The sequence below is a fragment of the Corallococcus sp. CA054B genome (genome assembly GCF_003611625.1).
GTDB lineage: Bacteria > Myxococcota > Myxococcia > Myxococcales > Myxococcaceae > Corallococcus > Corallococcus coralloides.
The window spans coordinates 1-15,240 of record NZ_RAVY01000011.1; the positions used below are offsets into that span (position 1 = coordinate 1).

The 15,240-nt window shown below is 70.9% G+C and carries 18 protein-coding genes; 11 read left to right on the forward strand and 7 right to left on the reverse strand.

The window, feature by feature from the left end:
* The first annotated feature begins 127 nt into the window (after positions 1 to 127).
* Entirely contained in the window at positions 128 to 1,591 is a 1,464-nt protein-coding gene (locus tag D7V80_RS04705) for an SMI1/KNR4 family protein (protein WP_120587019.1), read from the forward strand.
* Positions 1,592 to 1,700: 109 nt separating this feature from the next.
* Here the strand turns inward: D7V80_RS04705 and D7V80_RS04710 are convergent, their stop codons facing one another.
* Entirely contained in the window at positions 1,701 to 1,976 is a 276-nt protein-coding gene (locus D7V80_RS04710) for a hypothetical protein (RefSeq protein WP_120560922.1), read from the reverse strand.
* Positions 1,977 to 2,091: 115 nt separating this feature from the next.
* Positions 2,092 to 2,739 (reverse strand): vancomycin high temperature exclusion protein, encoded by a 648-nt coding sequence (locus tag D7V80_RS04715; RefSeq protein WP_199738376.1) that lies wholly within the window; start codon positions 2,737 to 2,739, stop codon positions 2,092 to 2,094.
* A gap of 273 nt (positions 2,740 to 3,012) precedes the next feature.
* Here D7V80_RS04715 and atpG point away from each other — a divergent pair, with 273 nt between their 5' ends.
* From atpG to D7V80_RS04765, 10 genes are all read left to right on the forward strand, one after another.
* Positions 3,013 to 3,909, forward strand: coding sequence for an ATP synthase F1 subunit gamma (gene atpG, locus D7V80_RS04720; protein ID WP_120587021.1), 897 nt, complete (start codon positions 3,013 to 3,015; stop codon positions 3,907 to 3,909).
* 317 nt (positions 3,910 to 4,226) lie between these two features.
* Complete coding sequence (atpD, locus tag D7V80_RS04725) at positions 4,227 to 5,672, forward strand: F0F1 ATP synthase subunit beta (RefSeq protein ID WP_120587022.1); 1,446 nt, start codon at positions 4,227 to 4,229, stop codon at positions 5,670 to 5,672.
* A gap of 7 nt (positions 5,673 to 5,679) precedes the next feature.
* Positions 5,680 to 6,237: a hypothetical protein gene (locus tag D7V80_RS04730; RefSeq protein ID WP_120587023.1), complete on the forward strand. Its 558-nt coding sequence runs from the start codon at positions 5,680 to 5,682 to the stop codon at positions 6,235 to 6,237.
* 29 nt (positions 6,238 to 6,266) lie between these two features.
* The gene (locus D7V80_RS04735; RefSeq protein WP_120587024.1) at positions 6,267 to 6,671 is read left to right on the forward strand and encodes a F0F1 ATP synthase subunit epsilon; all 405 of its coding nucleotides are present in this window, start codon (positions 6,267 to 6,269) and stop codon (positions 6,669 to 6,671) included.
* Between the two features lie 115 nt (positions 6,672 to 6,786).
* Positions 6,787 to 7,056, forward strand: coding sequence for a hypothetical protein (locus D7V80_RS04740; RefSeq protein WP_120587025.1), 270 nt, complete (start codon positions 6,787 to 6,789; stop codon positions 7,054 to 7,056).
* 423 nt (positions 7,057 to 7,479) lie between these two features.
* Positions 7,480 to 8,511 carry an ADP-ribosylglycohydrolase family protein gene (locus D7V80_RS04745; protein ID WP_014400281.1) on the forward strand — a complete coding sequence of 344 codons (1,032 nt, stop codon included), beginning with the start codon at positions 7,480 to 7,482 and terminating at the stop codon, positions 8,509 to 8,511.
* 204 nt (positions 8,512 to 8,715) lie between these two features.
* Positions 8,716 to 9,120, forward strand: a complete 405-nt coding sequence (locus D7V80_RS04750; RefSeq protein ID WP_120587026.1) for a phage holin family protein — start codon at positions 8,716 to 8,718, stop codon at positions 9,118 to 9,120.
* Entirely contained in the window at positions 9,117 to 9,614 is a 498-nt protein-coding gene (locus D7V80_RS04755; RefSeq protein WP_120587027.1) for a hypothetical protein, read from the forward strand. The genes D7V80_RS04750 and D7V80_RS04755 overlap by 4 nt, the downstream gene beginning before the upstream one ends.
* Positions 9,615 to 9,650: 36 nt before the next feature.
* Complete coding sequence (locus D7V80_RS04760) at positions 9,651 to 10,997, forward strand: cytochrome ubiquinol oxidase subunit I (protein ID WP_233585145.1); 1,347 nt, start codon at positions 9,651 to 9,653, stop codon at positions 10,995 to 10,997.
* Complete coding sequence (locus D7V80_RS04765; protein WP_120587029.1) at positions 10,987 to 12,018, forward strand: cytochrome d ubiquinol oxidase subunit II; 1,032 nt, start codon at positions 10,987 to 10,989, stop codon at positions 12,016 to 12,018. Before D7V80_RS04760 ends, D7V80_RS04765 begins: the two co-directional genes overlap by 11 nt.
* On the opposite strand, the gene D7V80_RS04770 is transcribed toward D7V80_RS04765, so the two are convergent.
* From D7V80_RS04770 to D7V80_RS04790, 5 genes are all read right to left on the reverse strand, one after another.
* Positions 12,008 to 12,535, reverse strand: a complete 528-nt coding sequence (locus tag D7V80_RS04770) for a hypothetical protein (protein ID WP_120587030.1) — start codon at positions 12,533 to 12,535, stop codon at positions 12,008 to 12,010. The two genes, D7V80_RS04765 and D7V80_RS04770, sit on opposite strands and share 11 nt — an antisense overlap.
* 42 nt (positions 12,536 to 12,577) lie before the next feature.
* Positions 12,578 to 13,348 carry an SDR family NAD(P)-dependent oxidoreductase gene (locus D7V80_RS04775; RefSeq protein ID WP_120587031.1) on the reverse strand — a complete coding sequence of 257 codons (771 nt, stop codon included), beginning with the start codon at positions 13,346 to 13,348 and terminating at the stop codon, positions 12,578 to 12,580.
* 57 nt (positions 13,349 to 13,405) lie between these two features.
* Complete coding sequence (locus D7V80_RS04780; RefSeq protein WP_120587032.1) at positions 13,406 to 13,987, reverse strand: class I SAM-dependent methyltransferase; 582 nt, start codon at positions 13,985 to 13,987, stop codon at positions 13,406 to 13,408.
* Positions 13,988 to 14,106: 119 nt separating this feature from the next.
* Entirely contained in the window at positions 14,107 to 15,000 is an 894-nt protein-coding gene (locus D7V80_RS42545) for a hypothetical protein (protein ID WP_233585137.1), read from the reverse strand.
* On the reverse strand, positions 14,997 to 15,218 hold the full coding sequence (locus D7V80_RS04790; protein WP_120587033.1) for a hypothetical protein: 222 nt from the start codon (positions 15,216 to 15,218) through the stop codon (positions 14,997 to 14,999). Before D7V80_RS04790 ends, D7V80_RS42545 begins: the two co-directional genes overlap by 4 nt.
* Between the last annotated feature and the right edge of the window lie 22 nt (positions 15,219 to 15,240).

A 15,240-nucleotide genomic window follows, 5' to 3' on the forward strand; every position in this document is an offset into this window, starting at 1 on the left:
CGTGTCAGGTTGTCCAGGTATGTCTAGAGGACGTCGGGTGGACGAAACCCGACATGCACACTGCTCACGGGGGCCCAAGGCGCCATAAGGTGCGAGCCCTGGTGGCTGTCGATGTCGTGGAGGGGTCATGCACGAGTGGTTGGAGGCACTGCGCAAGTCGGCGAAGGCGACCTCGGAGGGTGTGCAGGCGGAGGAGGTCCGCCGCGCGGAGACGGAGTGCGGCGTCCCGTTCCCTGAGGACCTGGCGGACCTGTACCAGGCGCTCAACGGCGGTGAGTTCCAGGGTGAAGTGCGGCTGTTCCCGCTGCGTGGCGGCGAGGGGGAGCCCAGCGTCCTGGAGAAGAGCCGGCTGATGGTGGTGGGTCTGCCCGCCGCGGGCGTGTGGCGCTTCGGGCTGAAGGGGGCGCACCGGCACCTGTTCGTCGCGCGCAAGTCCGCGATGGAGGAGCAGGGGGACGGCGGCGGGCCGCTGCCCGGCTGGGTGGACGCGCTGGACGGCGACACCTGGGTCTTCGGCACCTGGGACGGCGAGAAGCAGGAGATGCGGCTGTACCGCGCGCTCAAGGACATGCTCGAGGTGCTGATTCCGCCCGTGGAAGAGGTGGAGAGCTTCGGGGAGCGGACCTTCGCGCGCGCCATGAACGCCGTGCTCCAGGGAGCGCTGTCCGGAGCGGCCGCGCAGGCGCTGGAGGACGAGGAGGAGGCTCCCGCTGGCCGTGGCGGTGACTACTCGGGCGCCCTGGCGGCCCTGGCCGGTGACGCGGGCGAGGACGAGGAGGCCGACGAGGAGGAGGAACTCGAAGCCGCGGAGGCCGCCGACGAGTTCGAAGCCGAAGAGGCCGAGGTGTCCGGCGAAGAGGAGCGGGAGGAGGAACTGGCCGAGGACACCGGTGAGGAGGAGGCCGAGGCCGCCGAAGAGGGCGGTGACGAGGAGGCCCCCGAGCAGGAGGAGCTGTTCGAGGAGCCCGAGCCCAAGCGCCCCGCCGTGAAGAAGGCCCGCCGCGAGAAGGCCGTCACCGAGACGCCGTCCGCCCCCGCGAAGAAGGCCGAAGCCACCGAAGCGGAGGCACCGAGCGAAACCGTCTCCACGAGGGCGGGAACGCGCAAGGCGGCCGGCAAGAAGGGCGCCGCGAAGAAGGCCGCGCCCGCGAGTGGGGCCGCGAAGAAGGCCCCGGGCAAGACCGCCGCGAAGAAGGCCGCGCCTGCGCGTGGGGCCGCGAAGAAGGCCCCGGGCAAGACCGCCGCGAAGCAGGGGGCCACCGCGAAGAAGGGCGCGGCCCAGAAGCGTGGCGCTGCCGCGAAGAAGTCCGCTGCGAAGGGGGCTGCCGCGAAGGGCGCGGCCCAGAAGCGTGGCGCTGCCGCGAAGAAGTCCGCTGCGAAGGGGGCCACCGCGAAGAAAGGCGCGGCCCAGAAGCGTGGCGCTGCCGCGAAGAAGGGGGCTGCCGCGAAGAAGGGGGCTGCCGCGAAGGGCGCTCAGACGCGCGGGGCCGCCGCGAAGAAGGGCGCCGCCGCGAAGAAGGGCGCATCCACGCGTGGAGCCGCGAAGAAGGCCACGGGCAAGGGCGCCGCGAAGAAGTCCTCGCGCCGTTAGTCCTGAGCCGCACGGGGCCTCCGACAGAGGCCCCTCCTGAAAACAAAGGGCGCGTCCCATTCACGGGGACGCGCCCTGTTTTCAAGCCTCACCCGACTGCTGGACCCGGCTACCCCTCGGGCAGCAGGTCCGGCGACTGGGCGCGCGGTCCGGGTTCATCAGGCTGCGCGGTCAGCTCGCGCTCCTCTTCCTCTTCATCGCCCCGGCCGAAGCGCTGGATCTGATCCGGCAGGATGTCCCGCGCATCCGCCTCCTCTTCCATGGGCGGCGACAGCGCGAGGTCCTGGTCCGAGATGTTGATCTCGTCCTCTCCGGTGTCCGGGTTCCGGTGGCGCAGCGAGGTGGACTCGCCCACATCCTCGTCTCCGAGCTTGTTGAACTTCATGGGGTCTCCTCGACAGGGACGGTTGAGAAAAGCTTCCGTGTCCCCACGAAAATGGGACCCCCGGACGGGAGCGGCAATGGACGCCGCCCGCCTGCCTGCCGGGCCCAGTCCCCCGTCAGCGGGGAGCCGTCGGCGGCTGGCCGTCAGTGCTGCCGGGCTCCACCTCCAGCAGCACCATCCCCAGCGCCAGCACCCGGGACAGCGTCTCGCGCACCGTGTAGCGCCAGGGAGTCGCCCGTCCCTCGTCCGCCGCCACGCCCCACGCGTCGATGCCCACCGAGTTGGCGATGAAGAGCGCCCGCGACAGGTGGAAGCGCTGCGTGACGAGCACCGCCCGGGTCGCGCCGAACACCGAGTGCGCCCGCAGGCAGCTGTCGTAGGTGGACAGCCCCGCCTCGTCCCCCACCACCGCGTCCTCCGGCACCCCGTGCTCCAGCAGGTAGCGCCGCATGGCCCGCGTCTCGTTGTGGAAGGGCGCGGAGTTGTCCCCGCTCACCAGCAGCGACCGCACCTTGCCCTGCCGCCAGAGCGCGATGGCCGCGTCCAGCCGCTGCGCCAGCACCGGCGACGGCACCGCGCCCGGCGCCAGCCCCGCCCCGAACACCAGGGCCACGGGGGCCTCCGGAGCCACGGCCAGCGGCACGATGCGGCCCTGGTAGCGCAGGCGCACGAAGTGGGACAGACCCAGCAGGACGGCCAGGGCCAGCCCGAGCAGCCCCAGGCCCCTGCGTACCCACACCCTGGTCGTGCCGCCAGCCTTCATGGACCCCGCGCAACAGTCGGAAGGGGCCATTCTCTTCCGGCGCCCCCCGGTCGGAAAGCACCACGGGCGGCCCTCTGGCGGGAACTGGTCACGCCCGCCCGGCCCCCGGACGGCTGTGGCGCCGGGCTCCGGCGCCGGGCAGGGGGCCCGGGTCCGGGCACCCCGCCGTTGACCGGCCCCCGCCCCGCCTATATAGGGGGCCCGCCGTCCCTCATGGCCAGCCCGGGCTGTCACGGGGCGCGCGCCGCACGACTTACGAGGAGTTTCCGGTCCATGGCGTCCCTTCGCGACATCCGCAAGCGCATCCGCTCGGTGAAGAACACGCGGCAGATCACCAAGGCCATGAAGATGGTCTCCGCCGCGAAGCTCCGGAAGGCGCAGGACGCCATCCTCGCCGCCCGTCCGTACGCGCAGACGCTGGAGCAGATCATCTCCGAGCTGGCCGTGCGCTCCGCCGACCAGGAGCTGGCGCACCCGCTGCTCGCCACCCGCCCCATCCGCCGCGTGGAGCTGCTGCTCCTCACGTCCGACCGCGGCCTCGCCGGCGGCTTCAACTCCAACGTCATCCGCCGCGCCAACCGCTACCTGTACGAGAACAGCGACCTCCAGGTGCGCGTCTCCACGGTGGGCCGCAAGGGCAACGACTTCTTCCGCAACCGCGGCCAGTCCATCCGCAAGGACTTCGCCGGCCTGTACGCGACGCTGAACTACCGCTCCGCCGCCAACGTCGCGGAAGAGCTGGCCGCCGCCTTCCTCAACGATGAGGTCGACGCGGTCTACGTCGTCTACAACGAGTTCGTCTCCGCCATCACCCAGAACGTGGTCGTGTCGCAGCTGCTGCCGCTGCAGCCCGCCACGGCGAAGGCCGCCGCCACGCCCACCCCGGAGACCGTGACCTCCGCCCCGGCCCTGGTGGACTTCAAGTACGAGCCGTCCCGCCAGGCCGTGCTGGACCGGCTGGTGCCCCAGGCGGTCAACATCAAGCTGTACCGGGCGCTGCTGGAGAGCGTGGCCAGCGAGCAGGGCGCGCGCATGAGCGCCATGGAGAACGCCACCAACAACGCCACGGACATGATCTCCAGCTACACCCTGCTCTACAACCGCACCCGCCAGGCGGTCATCACCAAGGAGCTCATGGAGATCGTCTCCGGCGCCGAGGCCCTCAAGTAGTCCGCCTCCCGTCCGGTTGCTCCCCCAGGAGGGCCCGATGCTTCGCGCTCCACGAGCGCCGGGCACGGGCCCTTTGTGTTTCCAGCCCCCCCACTCAGGCCCCCACCGGGCAGGCGGCGCAGAGGGGAACGGCAAGGGACTGGCGCCCGGGACACCGCTCCGCTAAGCGGGACTTACGCAGGCGGACCCGGGAGGCTTGACCCTGCCGGGCACCCCCCGGTAAAGGGGGCCCGCCCACACCCCTCTTCGGGGTTCGATTTCCTGACGGGCGGCGGCGCCCCGGCCGCTCGCCACACGAGACAAGGCAGAGGAGTCCCATGAGCGCTCAAGTCCCGACGACTGGCAAGATCACGCAGGTTCTCGGCCCCGTGGTCGACGTGGAGTTCCCGCCCGGCGGGCTCCCTGAGGTGTACGCCGCCCTCAAGGTGACCAACCCCAACCTGGGCGCGGAGAAGGACAACCTCACCATCGAGGTGGCGCAGCACCTGGGTGAGAACACCGTGCGCTGCATCGCCATGGACTCCACCGAGGGCCTGGGCCGCGGCATGCCGGTGAGCAACACGGGCGCCCCCATCCAGGTGCCGGTGGGCAAGGCCACCCTGGGCCGCATCATGAACGTCACCGGCGAGCCGGTGGACGAGATGGGCCCGGTGAACGCCACCGAGTACTGGCCCATCCACCGCGCGCCCCCTCCGTTCACGGAGCAGGACGTGCGCGTGCAGATGTTCGAGACCGGCATCAAGGTCATCGACCTGCTCGCCCCCTACACCCGTGGCGGCAAGATCGGCCTGTTCGGCGGCGCCGGCGTGGGCAAGACGGTGCTCCTGCAGGAGCTCATCCGCAACGTGGCCGTGGAGCGCGGCGGCTTCTCCGTGTTCGCCGGCGTCGGTGAGCGCACCCGCGAAGGCAACGACCTGTACCACGAGATGCAGGAGACCAAGGTCATCCAGACCGACAACCTGGAGAAGAGCCAGGCGGTCCTCGTGTACGGCCAGATGAACGAGCCGCCCGGCGCCCGCGCCCGCGTGGCCCTCTCCGCGCTGACCATGGCGGAGTACTTCCGCGACGTGGAGGGCCGTGACGTGCTCCTCTTCGTGGACAACATCTTCCGCTTCACCCAGGCCGGCTCGGAAGTGTCCGCCCTCCTGGGCCGCATCCCCAGCGCGGTGGGTTACCAGCCCACGCTCGCCACGGAGATGGGCGGCCTGCAGGAGCGCATCACCTCCACCACCAAGGGCTCCATCACCTCCGTGCAGGCCATCTACGTGCCCGCGGACGACCTGACGGACCCGGCCCCCGCGACCGCGTTCGCCCACCTGGACGCGACCACGGTGCTCAACCGCTCCATCGCGGAGCTCGCCATCTTCCCCGCCGTGGACCCGCTGGACTCCACCAGCCGCATCCTGTCCGCGGACGTGCTGGGCGCCGAGCACTACGCCGTGGCCCGCCGCATCCAGGGCATCCTGCAGCGCTACAAGGAGCTCCAGGACATCATCGCCATCCTCGGCATGGACGAGCTCTCCGAAGAGGACAAGCTGTCCGTGGCGCGCGCCCGCAAGATCCAGCGCTTCCTGTCCCAGCCGTTCTTCGTGGCCAAGGTCTTCACCGGTCTGGACGGCCGCTACGTGAAGCTCCAGGACACCATCCGCTCCTTCAAGGAGATCGCGGACGGCAAGCACGACGACCTCCCGGAGTCCGCCTTCTACATGGTCGGCTCCATCGAGGAGGCGCAGGAGAAGGCCCGCAAGCTGGCGGCGGCCTAAAGACCCCATGCGCCTGACCGTCGCGCTCGCCCTGCTCATCTGTGGTGCCGCGCCTTCCGCCCTGGCGGGGGAGCGCGGCAGCCGGGCACGGGTGAGCGCGAACGGCCTCTACAGCGTCCGCCTGGTGGACGTGGGCGTGGGGAAGTGCCGGCTGGAGATGCTCAAGGAGAGCGGGCCCCTCTGGTCGGCGGACGTGTGCGTGGGGACGGTGGATGACCTCTACTTCGCGTCCAACGACGGGGAGAAGGTCTGGGTGCTCTACCCGCTGGTGGAGAAGGGCAAGCCGCTCCCCAGCAAGGGCAAGAAGAAGGTGAAGGGCCAGAGCCTGGCGTGGGCGCGGGTGATGGTGGCCGCCCAGTTCGACCGCACCGGGCAGAAGCTCCAGGAGCGGCGGCTGACGGAGCTGATGACGACGAAGCAGCTGCCGGAAGTGCGGCAGCTGGCCCACCACCTCAAGTGGCTGGAGGGCACGCTGGGCATCCCGGGCAAGGGCCCGCGCCTGACGGACGCCGGGGTGTTGGAGTTCGAGCCGGTGGGCGCGCAGACCCAGCGGCTGACTTTCTGATGCGGTAGTGCGGTAGCACGAGGACCTTCATGGCCAAGCTGACTGTCGAGATCGTCACCCCCGAGAAGCGCATCCTGTCCGTGCAGGCCGACGAGGCCATCGTGCCGGGCGGAGAGGGCCTGTTCGGCGTGCGTCCCGGCCACACGCCGTTCCTGTCGCTGGTGGAGCCGGGCACGCTCACCCTCATCGAGGCGGGCAAGCAGGACCGCTACTTCGTGGCGGGCGGCTTCGTGGAGGTGAGCAACGACAAGGTGCTGGTGCTGGCGGACGCCGCCGAGCACGTCACCGGCATCGACGTCGCGGGTGCCCGCCGCCGCATGGAAGAGGCCCAGGCGCGCCTCAAGGACCTGAACGCCGCGGACGCGCGCTACGCGCTGGAGCAGGCCGCGGTGCGCCGCGAGGCCGCGCGCATCAGCGCCTCCGAGTCCCGCTAAGGGTCTCTCCGCGGTATCGGGAAGGGTGGTGCTCCGAATCCCCAGGGACCTGGGGACCGGCGCTCCACCCTTTTCGCGTTCGGAGGCCCGGACGAAGCATGATGCGGCTCAAGTCATGAGCACGCCCGACTCGCCCGTCCTGGAGCTGTTCCACCGCATCGCGGATCCGCCGTCCGCCACCGCGCGCCGCTTCGTCACGGACCACGCGCTGGAGGACCGCGTGCGCTTCCGCAACCTCACCTACGAAGAGGTGGAGAGGGACTGGCGCGAGCGCGGCGGCCACACGTCCCCCGCGCTGTGGGACGGCACGCGGCTGCACCAGGGCGCGGAGGCCGTGGTGGCGCGCTTGATGGCGGTGGTGAACCTGGGCCGCGACGACGCGTGATCCGCGCGCGCACACGTGCGTCGCTTGGATGAAGTGAAGTCGCTCACGTCAAGGTGAACACCTGAGCCCGTGGGCAGCGCACGCGCACGGGGCCACCCGTGCGTCCCTTTCGGTTCATGCGCAGCATTCGAAGTTGGACATGCACGCGTGCTCGCGCGTTTCAACGGGCTCGCCTGCTTGCTGAAACGCAGCGGGATGCGATAGCTACCGCGCCCCCGGTTGCGCCGTGGTTGCGGCGGAGGAGGCGGACAGTGGCGACGCGCGCGGTGCAATCCAGCGGGACCTTTCTTGTCCGGCGCTCCACCGCACCCGCTTCGTGCACGTCAAGGCCCCATGATCGATCCGCCATCGCGTCGCGCGCCCACGCAGCGTTCATCTCGGTGCTCGTCCTTGGCTGAGGCTCGGGTAATCTCCGCCCCTCCGATGCCGCTGACTCCCGCAGACCGCCAGGACCGTTTTCATGCGGCATTCCTGGGGCTCGCCATCGGGGATGCGCTCGGCTTTCCGCTGAGGGGCATCCCCCCGGCGAGCCTGGCGCGGCTGCCTGGCCTGGCGGAGGACTTCGCGCCCCGGCCGCGCGGCAAGTTCGCCAAGGGCCAGTTCAGCGACGACACGCAGCTGCTGCTCGCGGCCGCGGAGAGCGTCATCCGCGAGGGCAAGGTGGACGGCCGCAGCGCGGCGCTGCACCTGGCGTGGCTGTGGCAGGAGGGCATCATCCTCCAGCCGCCGCGCAGCCTGTCGGAAGCGCTGCAGCGGCTGGCGAGCGGCACGCCGTGGATGAGCGCGGGTGCCCCGCTCGGCACGAAGTGCCCGTCGGTGCTCAGCCGCGCGCTGGTGGTGGGGCTCTTCGAAAGCGGCCAGCGCGCGCGCCTGCCGCACGACGCGGGCGTGCTCACCGTCATCACGCACAAGGACCCCGTCTGCGCCGCTGCCGCCGCCGCGTTCGCGCAGGCCGTGGCGCTGGGCATGGAGCAGGAGGCCCTCACGCCCGCGGCCTTCTGCGAGGCCCTGGCGCTGTCCGCCGCGGTGCACGACAAGAACCTGGCGGAGGAGATCCGCCACCTGCCGCGCCTGCTCACCTGGGACACCCAGCGCGCGCTCAACCAACTGCGCAAGGTGGGCGTGCCCCCCAGCGAGCTGAAGGGCGTGGACGGCCTGCCGTGCCACGTGGTGCCGGTGCTGCTCACGTCGCTCTACGCGACGCTGAAGGTGCCGCACGACTTCCGCGAGGCCGTGGTCCTCACGCTGCGCTGTGGCGGCGAGGCGGACGTGGCCGCGGCCCTCACCGGTGCCCTCCTGGGCGCGCACCTGGGCACCCGCGCCATCCCGGCCCGCCTGCGCAAGCAGGTGCTGTACGCGGAGAACCTGCTGGACACCGCGGACCGCCTGTTCCGCGCCCGCCAGGTGCGCGAGACGCTGGCCACGGCGATCGCGCACCAGAAGACCCGCCGCTAATGGACCGGGCCCGCCGGCCCCACCCGGTCCCGTCCGGAGGGGCGGGGGCACCAGGCAGGCAGCCAGACGCGCTTGGGGTGTGCGGCGGGACTTCTCCCACACACCCTTCCTGACCACCTTCAGGGACAGACCGGGGACAGCCGGTACGCCAGGCAGGCGACCGTCGGTGATTCCCCGTGAAGTCATCCTGTCGGAGGCACGGTCGTGGACCTCGAATCAGAACGCCTGGAGCGCAGCCAGCTGGAGACGCTCTCCACCCCCGAACTCATCCGGCATGCGTTGTCGGAAACCCGCCTGTTGGTGAAGGCGGAGGTGATGCACGCCAAGAAGGAGCTGAAGCAGGAGCTGCAGGCGGCCAAGCTGGCGGGCATCTTCCTGGGCGCCGGGGCCGTGCTGGCCCTCACGTCGCTGGCCGTGCTCTTCGTCGCGCTGGGCCTGGCGCTGCCCCTGGGAGACGCCGTGGGCGTGCTCATCGTGGGAGTGGTGCTGCTGGCCGTGGCCGGCCTCCTCCTGTTCCTGGGCACCAAGCGGATTCCCAAGAAACCGCTGGTCCATACCCAGGAACGCTTGAAGACGGACTTCCAGATGACCCGGGAGACGCTGCAATGAGCCAGGCCTCCGAGATCGAAACGCACGCCGACCACGCCATCACCAAGCGCATGGGCGACCGCGAGCAGGTGGAGCAGACCGCGGACCGCATCCGCGACGAGCTGCTGCTCACCCTGGAGGAGCTGGACCGCCGGCGCACCCGCGCCACGGATGTGCGCTACCACGTCAACCAGAACAAGGACCTGCTCCTCACCGTGGGCGCCGCCGCCCTGGTGGCGGTGGGCCTGGGCGTGGGCTTCGCCATCTACCGCGCCCGCCACCACGACGAGCGCGTGCGCCGCATGCGCCGCAAGGCCCTGGAGCGCGCCTGGGCCCACCCGGACCGCGTGGCCACCAGCATCGAGGACAAGCCGCTGGGCGCGGAGCTGGGCCGCAAGGTGGTCATGATTTTCGCCACCTCGCTCGCCACCGCCGTGGCCCGCAACTCCATGCAGACCCTGGTGCCCTCGCGGAGCGTCGCCAAGGTGCCTGCGGACAAAGATAAGAAATCCTGAATGCGTAAAATGCGCGCATAAAGCAGACTGATGTCCATGACGGACCTGCTCTATGCGCGCGCGCAGATGGGGCTCTCGCTCGCGTTCCACATCGTGTTCGCGGCGGCCGGCGTGGCGTTGCCGGTGTTGATGGTGTTGAGCGACCTGAAGCACCGGCGCACGGGGGACGCGGACTACCGGAAGCTCAGCGAGAAGCTGGCCAAGGGCACCGCCATCCTGTTCGCGGTGGGCGCGGTGAGCGGGACGGTGCTCTCGTTCGAGCTGGGCCTGCTGTGGCCGGAGTTCATGGGCCGCTACGGCGAAGTGATTGGCCTGCCCTTCAGTCTGGAGGGTGTGGCCTTCTTCACCGAGGCCATCTTCCTGGGCATCTACCTGTACGGCCGCGAGCGCGTGTCGCCGGGCCTGCACCTGTTCAGCGGCGTGATGGTGGCGGTGAGCGGCGCGGCGAGCGCGTTCTTCGTCACGCTGGTGAACACGTTCATGAACAACCCGTCCGGCTTCACGCCCACGCCGACGGGGCCCACGGACGTGCAGCCGCTGGTGGCCATGTTCAGCCCCGGCTGGCAGTACCAGACGGCGCACGTGCTCTTGTCCTGCTATCAGGCCAGCGCCTTCGCGATGGCGGGCATCCACGCCTTCATCCTGCTGAAGCACCCGGGCGCTGCTTTCCACAAGAAGGCGCTGTCCATCGCGCTGCCGCTCGCGTGTGTCACGGCGCTCGCGCAGCCGCTGGTGGGGGACCTGTCCGCGAAGCACGTGGCGCGCGAGCAGCCGGTGAAGCTGGCCGCGATGGAGGCGCACTTCGACACGGAGGCGGGCGCCCCCCTGCGGGTGGGCGGATGGCCGGACGTGGAGACTCGCACGGTGTCGGGTTCCATCGACCTGCCGAAGGGGCTCTCCATCCTGGCGTTCGCGGACCCCGACGCGGAGGTGAAGGGGCTGAACGAGTTCCCCCGTGACGTCTGGCCGCCGGTGGCCAAGGTGCACATGGCCTTCCAGGTGATGGTGGGCACGGGCACGCTGATGGCGCTGCTCGCGCTGGCCACGCTGTGGCGCCGGTGGCGGGGCCGCGAGTGGCCGCACGGCAAGGGGATGATGCGCGCGTGGCTCTGGACGGGGCCGCTGGGGCTGGTGGCGCTGGAGGCAGGGTGGCTCGTCACGGAGTGGGGCCGGCAGCCCTGGATTGTTCGCGACGTGATGCGCACGAGCGAGGCGGTGACGCCAGTGCCGCACCTGGCCGCGCCGTTCTTCACCTTCACGGCGGTGTACCTGTTCCTCGGGGTGACGGTGCTCTTCGTGCTCTGGCGGCAGGTGGCGGGCACGCTGCCCGGGTCCAAGACGCCCGGCGCGCCCGCGGATGGCGAGGTGGCCCATGCCCATTGAGACGACGGTGCTGGGGCTCGCGGTGGCGGGCACGTTCGTGCTGTACGCGCTCCTGGGAGGGGCGGACTTCGGCGGCGGGGTCTGGGACCTGCTGGCACGCGGGCCTCGCAAGGCGGAGCAGCGCGCGCTCATCGCCCACGCCATCGGCCCGGTGTGGGAGGTGAACCACGTCTGGCTCATCGTGGGGCTGGTGCTGCTCTTCAGCGGCTTTCCGCGCGCCTTCGCGGCGCTGAGCGTGGCGCTGCATGTGCCCCTGACGCTGCTGGTGCTGGGCATCGTGTTCCGGGGCACGGCGTTCACCTTCCGCGCCTACGACACGCGCGGGGACGCGGTGGAGCGCCGCTGGGGCGTGGTGTTCAGCGTGGCGAGCGTGGTGGCGCCGCTGCTCCTGGGCATGTGCGTGGGCGCGGTGGCCAGCGACGCCATCCGCATGCAGGGGCACGCGGTGGTGAGCGGCTTCTTCGCGTCGTGGCTGTCGCCCTTCGCGCTGTCCGTGGGCGTGCTGACGCTGGGCATGTTCGCGTTCCTGGCGGCCGTGTACCTCACGCACGAAGCGCGGACGCCGGAGCTGGCGGAGGACTTCCGGCGCCGGGCGCTGGTGACGGGCGGGCTCCTGTTCCCGCTGGCCCTGGCCGCCCTGCTGCTGTCGCGCGAGGGCGCTCCCCGGGTGTGGACGGGCCTGCTCCAGACGCCGTTCGCGCTGGCGCTGCACGGGGGGACCGCGGTGGCGGCGGTGACGGCGTTCGCGCTCCTGTGGACGCGGCGCTTCCGGGCCGCTCGGGTAGCGGCGGCCACGCAGGGCGGGCTCATCGTGCTGGGGTGGGCCGTGTCGCAGGCGCCGTACCTCGTCTACCCGCACCTGACGCTCCAGAGCGCCGCGGCGCAGCCGGTGGTGCAGCGGCTGCTCCTGGTGGCGCTCGGGGTGGGGCTGGTGACGGTGGTGCCGTCGCTGGTGCTGCTGTTCCGCGTCTTCGGGCCCCGGGGCCAGGCTCCCCAGGCTCCGGAAGCGTCTAGGACTTGAGCACGGGGAACAGCGGCGGGTGCACGACGCGGGGCTTCTCGTCGCCTCGCGCCACCAGCACGCGGGCCCCTTCGAGCAGGTCCTCCGCGTCCAGGGCCTCCACCACGGTGCGCGCGGCGCTGTCGGGGTCCATCACGCGGCAGTGCACGCGCATGACGCCCTCTTCCGTCTCGCCGCCCTCCACCTCGCCGTTGCCCGTCCAGCCGAGCGCGTCCGTGAGCAGCTCCTCCACGGCGTTGCGCTGCTCGAAGTCATGGCCGGTGCCCTTGCCCTGCACGGTGTACTCGACGAGCAGCACGGACATGGCGTCCGGCTCGGGCTCGTCGTAGCCGGCGTCCACGTGGGGCTCGGCCTCCTGGGCGATGACCATGTCGGGGTCCTCGTCCGGGGGGACGGGAACGGTCTTCTGCTCGCCTCCATCACCGACGGTGCCCCAGTGCACCGTGACGACACCCTCGTGCTCCCACGCCTCCCAGTAGCGCAGGGTGTCGCCGTCCTTCTTGTAGAGCTTCAGCAATGCGTTGGCCTCATTCGCGCGGACTCCATACCGCAACGGGGTTCAGTAGGCACGGCCCTGTCCGCCGTCCACGGGGAGGGTGGCGCCCGTCACCCACTTCGCCCGCTCCGAGCTGAGGAAGGCGACCACGTCCGCCACCTCCTCGGGCGTGCCGAAGCGGCCCCAGGGAATCTGCTCGCGCACCATCTTGGCCACCGCCTCCGGGTCGTGCTGATTGCGCCGGTCCCAGCTGCCGCCGGGGAAGAAGATGGAGCCCGGGGCCACGGCGTTGACGCGGATGCGGTGGGACGCCAGGTCCACGGCCATCTCCTTGGTGAGCGCGATGAGGCCCGCCTTGGCCGCGCTGTAGGGCGCGCTGGTGGCGTACTCGCGGCCGAAGATGGAGCTGATGTGCACGATGCTGCCGCCGCCAAGCTGGCGCATCAGCGGCACCGCGCGCTGGCTGCACCACACGGCGGACATCAGGTTGCGCTGGATGACGTCGTTCCACTGCTGGGTGCTGGCCGCGTCGAAGGCGCCCGCGCCGCCGCTGCCGCCCACGTTGTTCACCAGGATGTCGATGCTGCCAAAGGCGCGCACCGTGGAGTCCACCGCCAGGTACGCGCCCTCCTGCGTGGCCACGTCCGTGAGCACCGTGGCCACCTGGGCGCCCTCGGAGCGCAGCTCCTTCGCGAGGGCCTCCAGCGCCTCCGGGTGGCGCGCGCACACGCACACCCGGGCGCCCTCGCGCGACAGCACCATGGCGATGGCCCGCCCGATGCCCTTGCTGCTGCCGGTGACGAGCGCCGACTTCCCCGTGATTCCCAGTTCCATGACGTCCCTTCTACCGCTGGCCCGGGCCGGGTGGGGGACGGGATTCACCCGGGGCGTTCAAAGCCGTTCGAAGACGTCCAGGCGCCAGGTGCCCTCCATCTCACCGCGCAGGTGGCGCAGGCGCTTGGGGGCAAGCTTGCGGAAGGCGTCGTGGACCTCGTGGCCGCTGCAGCGCATGTCGCGCGTCTGGCCGGTCCAGTGCACGAGGACCAGGTGCCCGCCGGGCTCCAGGTGTTCGAGGATGCGCGACTGCGCGAGCGCCAGCTCCGGGAGGCTCCACCAGGCGCCGCGTCCGGATACCAGGGTGAGGTCGAAGGTCTGCTCGGGGTAGCGCTCCGGCACGCTCATCTGCTGGAAGCGCACGTGGGACAGGTGGCGGCAGCGGTGGATGGCGCGGGCCTGGGCGGAGTCGGAGGTCTCCAGGGAGAGCAGGGCGTCACAGCGCGCCTGGAGCTTCTCCGTGAGCAGGCCGATGGCGCCTCCAATCTCCAGGGCGGAGCGGTAGCGCTCGCGAGGGAGCGCGGCCAGGGTGACGTCATCGCGGCTGCGCACGCAGCCCTGCACGGTGCCGTGCCACGGGTCTTCGGTTTCACGCGCGGAGAGGGGAGGGGCCAGCAGGAAGGCGGAGGACGGTTTCATCGGGAGGAGGCTCCTGGGGGACGAGCCTTCAGGATGGAACCCACCCGGGCCCTCCACATCCCGTGCGCCCGGGGCCATGAAGGTGTCGACCCTGGGGCAGTCAGAGCGTCGGGCGCTGATCAACCGCCGCGCCAATAGTCCGGCTGGCAGGACCACGGGAGCTTCTCGCCGCGACGGTCGCAGTGATAGCCCTCGGCGCAGGGGTTGGGGCCGTTGGGATCGCAGGCCTGGAGGCAGTGGAAGCCATCGCAGACCTGGCCTTCGCCGCACGTCGGGTTCGTGGCGGAGCAGCGATGAACGCACTCCGCCCAGACCTTGCCCGGGAAGTCCGATTGCGAGAACACCTGGCATTTGCGGCCCTCGGGACAAGGGGTGTCCAGGCAGTTCGGACCGTAGATGGACGCGCAGATGGAGGTGCCCTCCTCGAAGGGGACACAGCGCTCACCTTGCGGGCAGCCGCGCTCCTTACAGGTGGGGAGACACGAGGGCCTCGGCTTCACGTCCGCGCAGAAGAATCCCTCCGAACACGTCCCGGGTTGGCCAGGGGTGCAGGCACGAGCGCAGTAGCCATCCCTCCCCATGCACTCGAACTCAGCCCTGCAGGCGGAGGTTGCATCGAAAGCGGTCTCCAGGCAGGGCTCTCCCTCCTGGCGAATGCCGACGAGCGCGCAGAGCCTGACCAATGCTCCTGCGCTGGGGACGGCCAGCGTCGTGCATCGTTGTCCTTCGGGGCACTGACTGTCGGTCGTGCAGGCGCTGTCCGTGCAATAGCGCCGGAAGCGGACGTCGCGGTAACAGACGAGAGGGGACTCACAGTCGGTCTGCTTCGAACAGGTGTGGTGGTAGGTCACCCGCCGCATCCGCTCGTCGTAGCTCAGCATGGGGACCAGGCCCTCCGGCTCCGCCATGGGGGCGGCACTGGCTTCCCGCACCTGCTGGAGGACGAAGAGTGTGGGGGCCAGGATGACGAGGCAGGCCACCAGGCTCATGGACACGTGCCAGGGCCGCGTCATGGGCCACCACACAGCTCGATGCACTCTTCGCTCGGCTCGACGCCCTCAGGGCAGAGGCGCTTGTAGACCCTCGCGCTGCAGCTCGACTCCGGCAGTTGCTCCAACGCGTCCTTGTGTGCCGCCCGGTCCAGCTTGCCGCCCGGGCGGTGCACGTCCGGGCATGCCGCCAGCCCGCCCAGGACGCACAGCCACAGCCCCACCGCGTGTGCTCGGCCCATGACGGTCCAGGCTAGCCGGGGC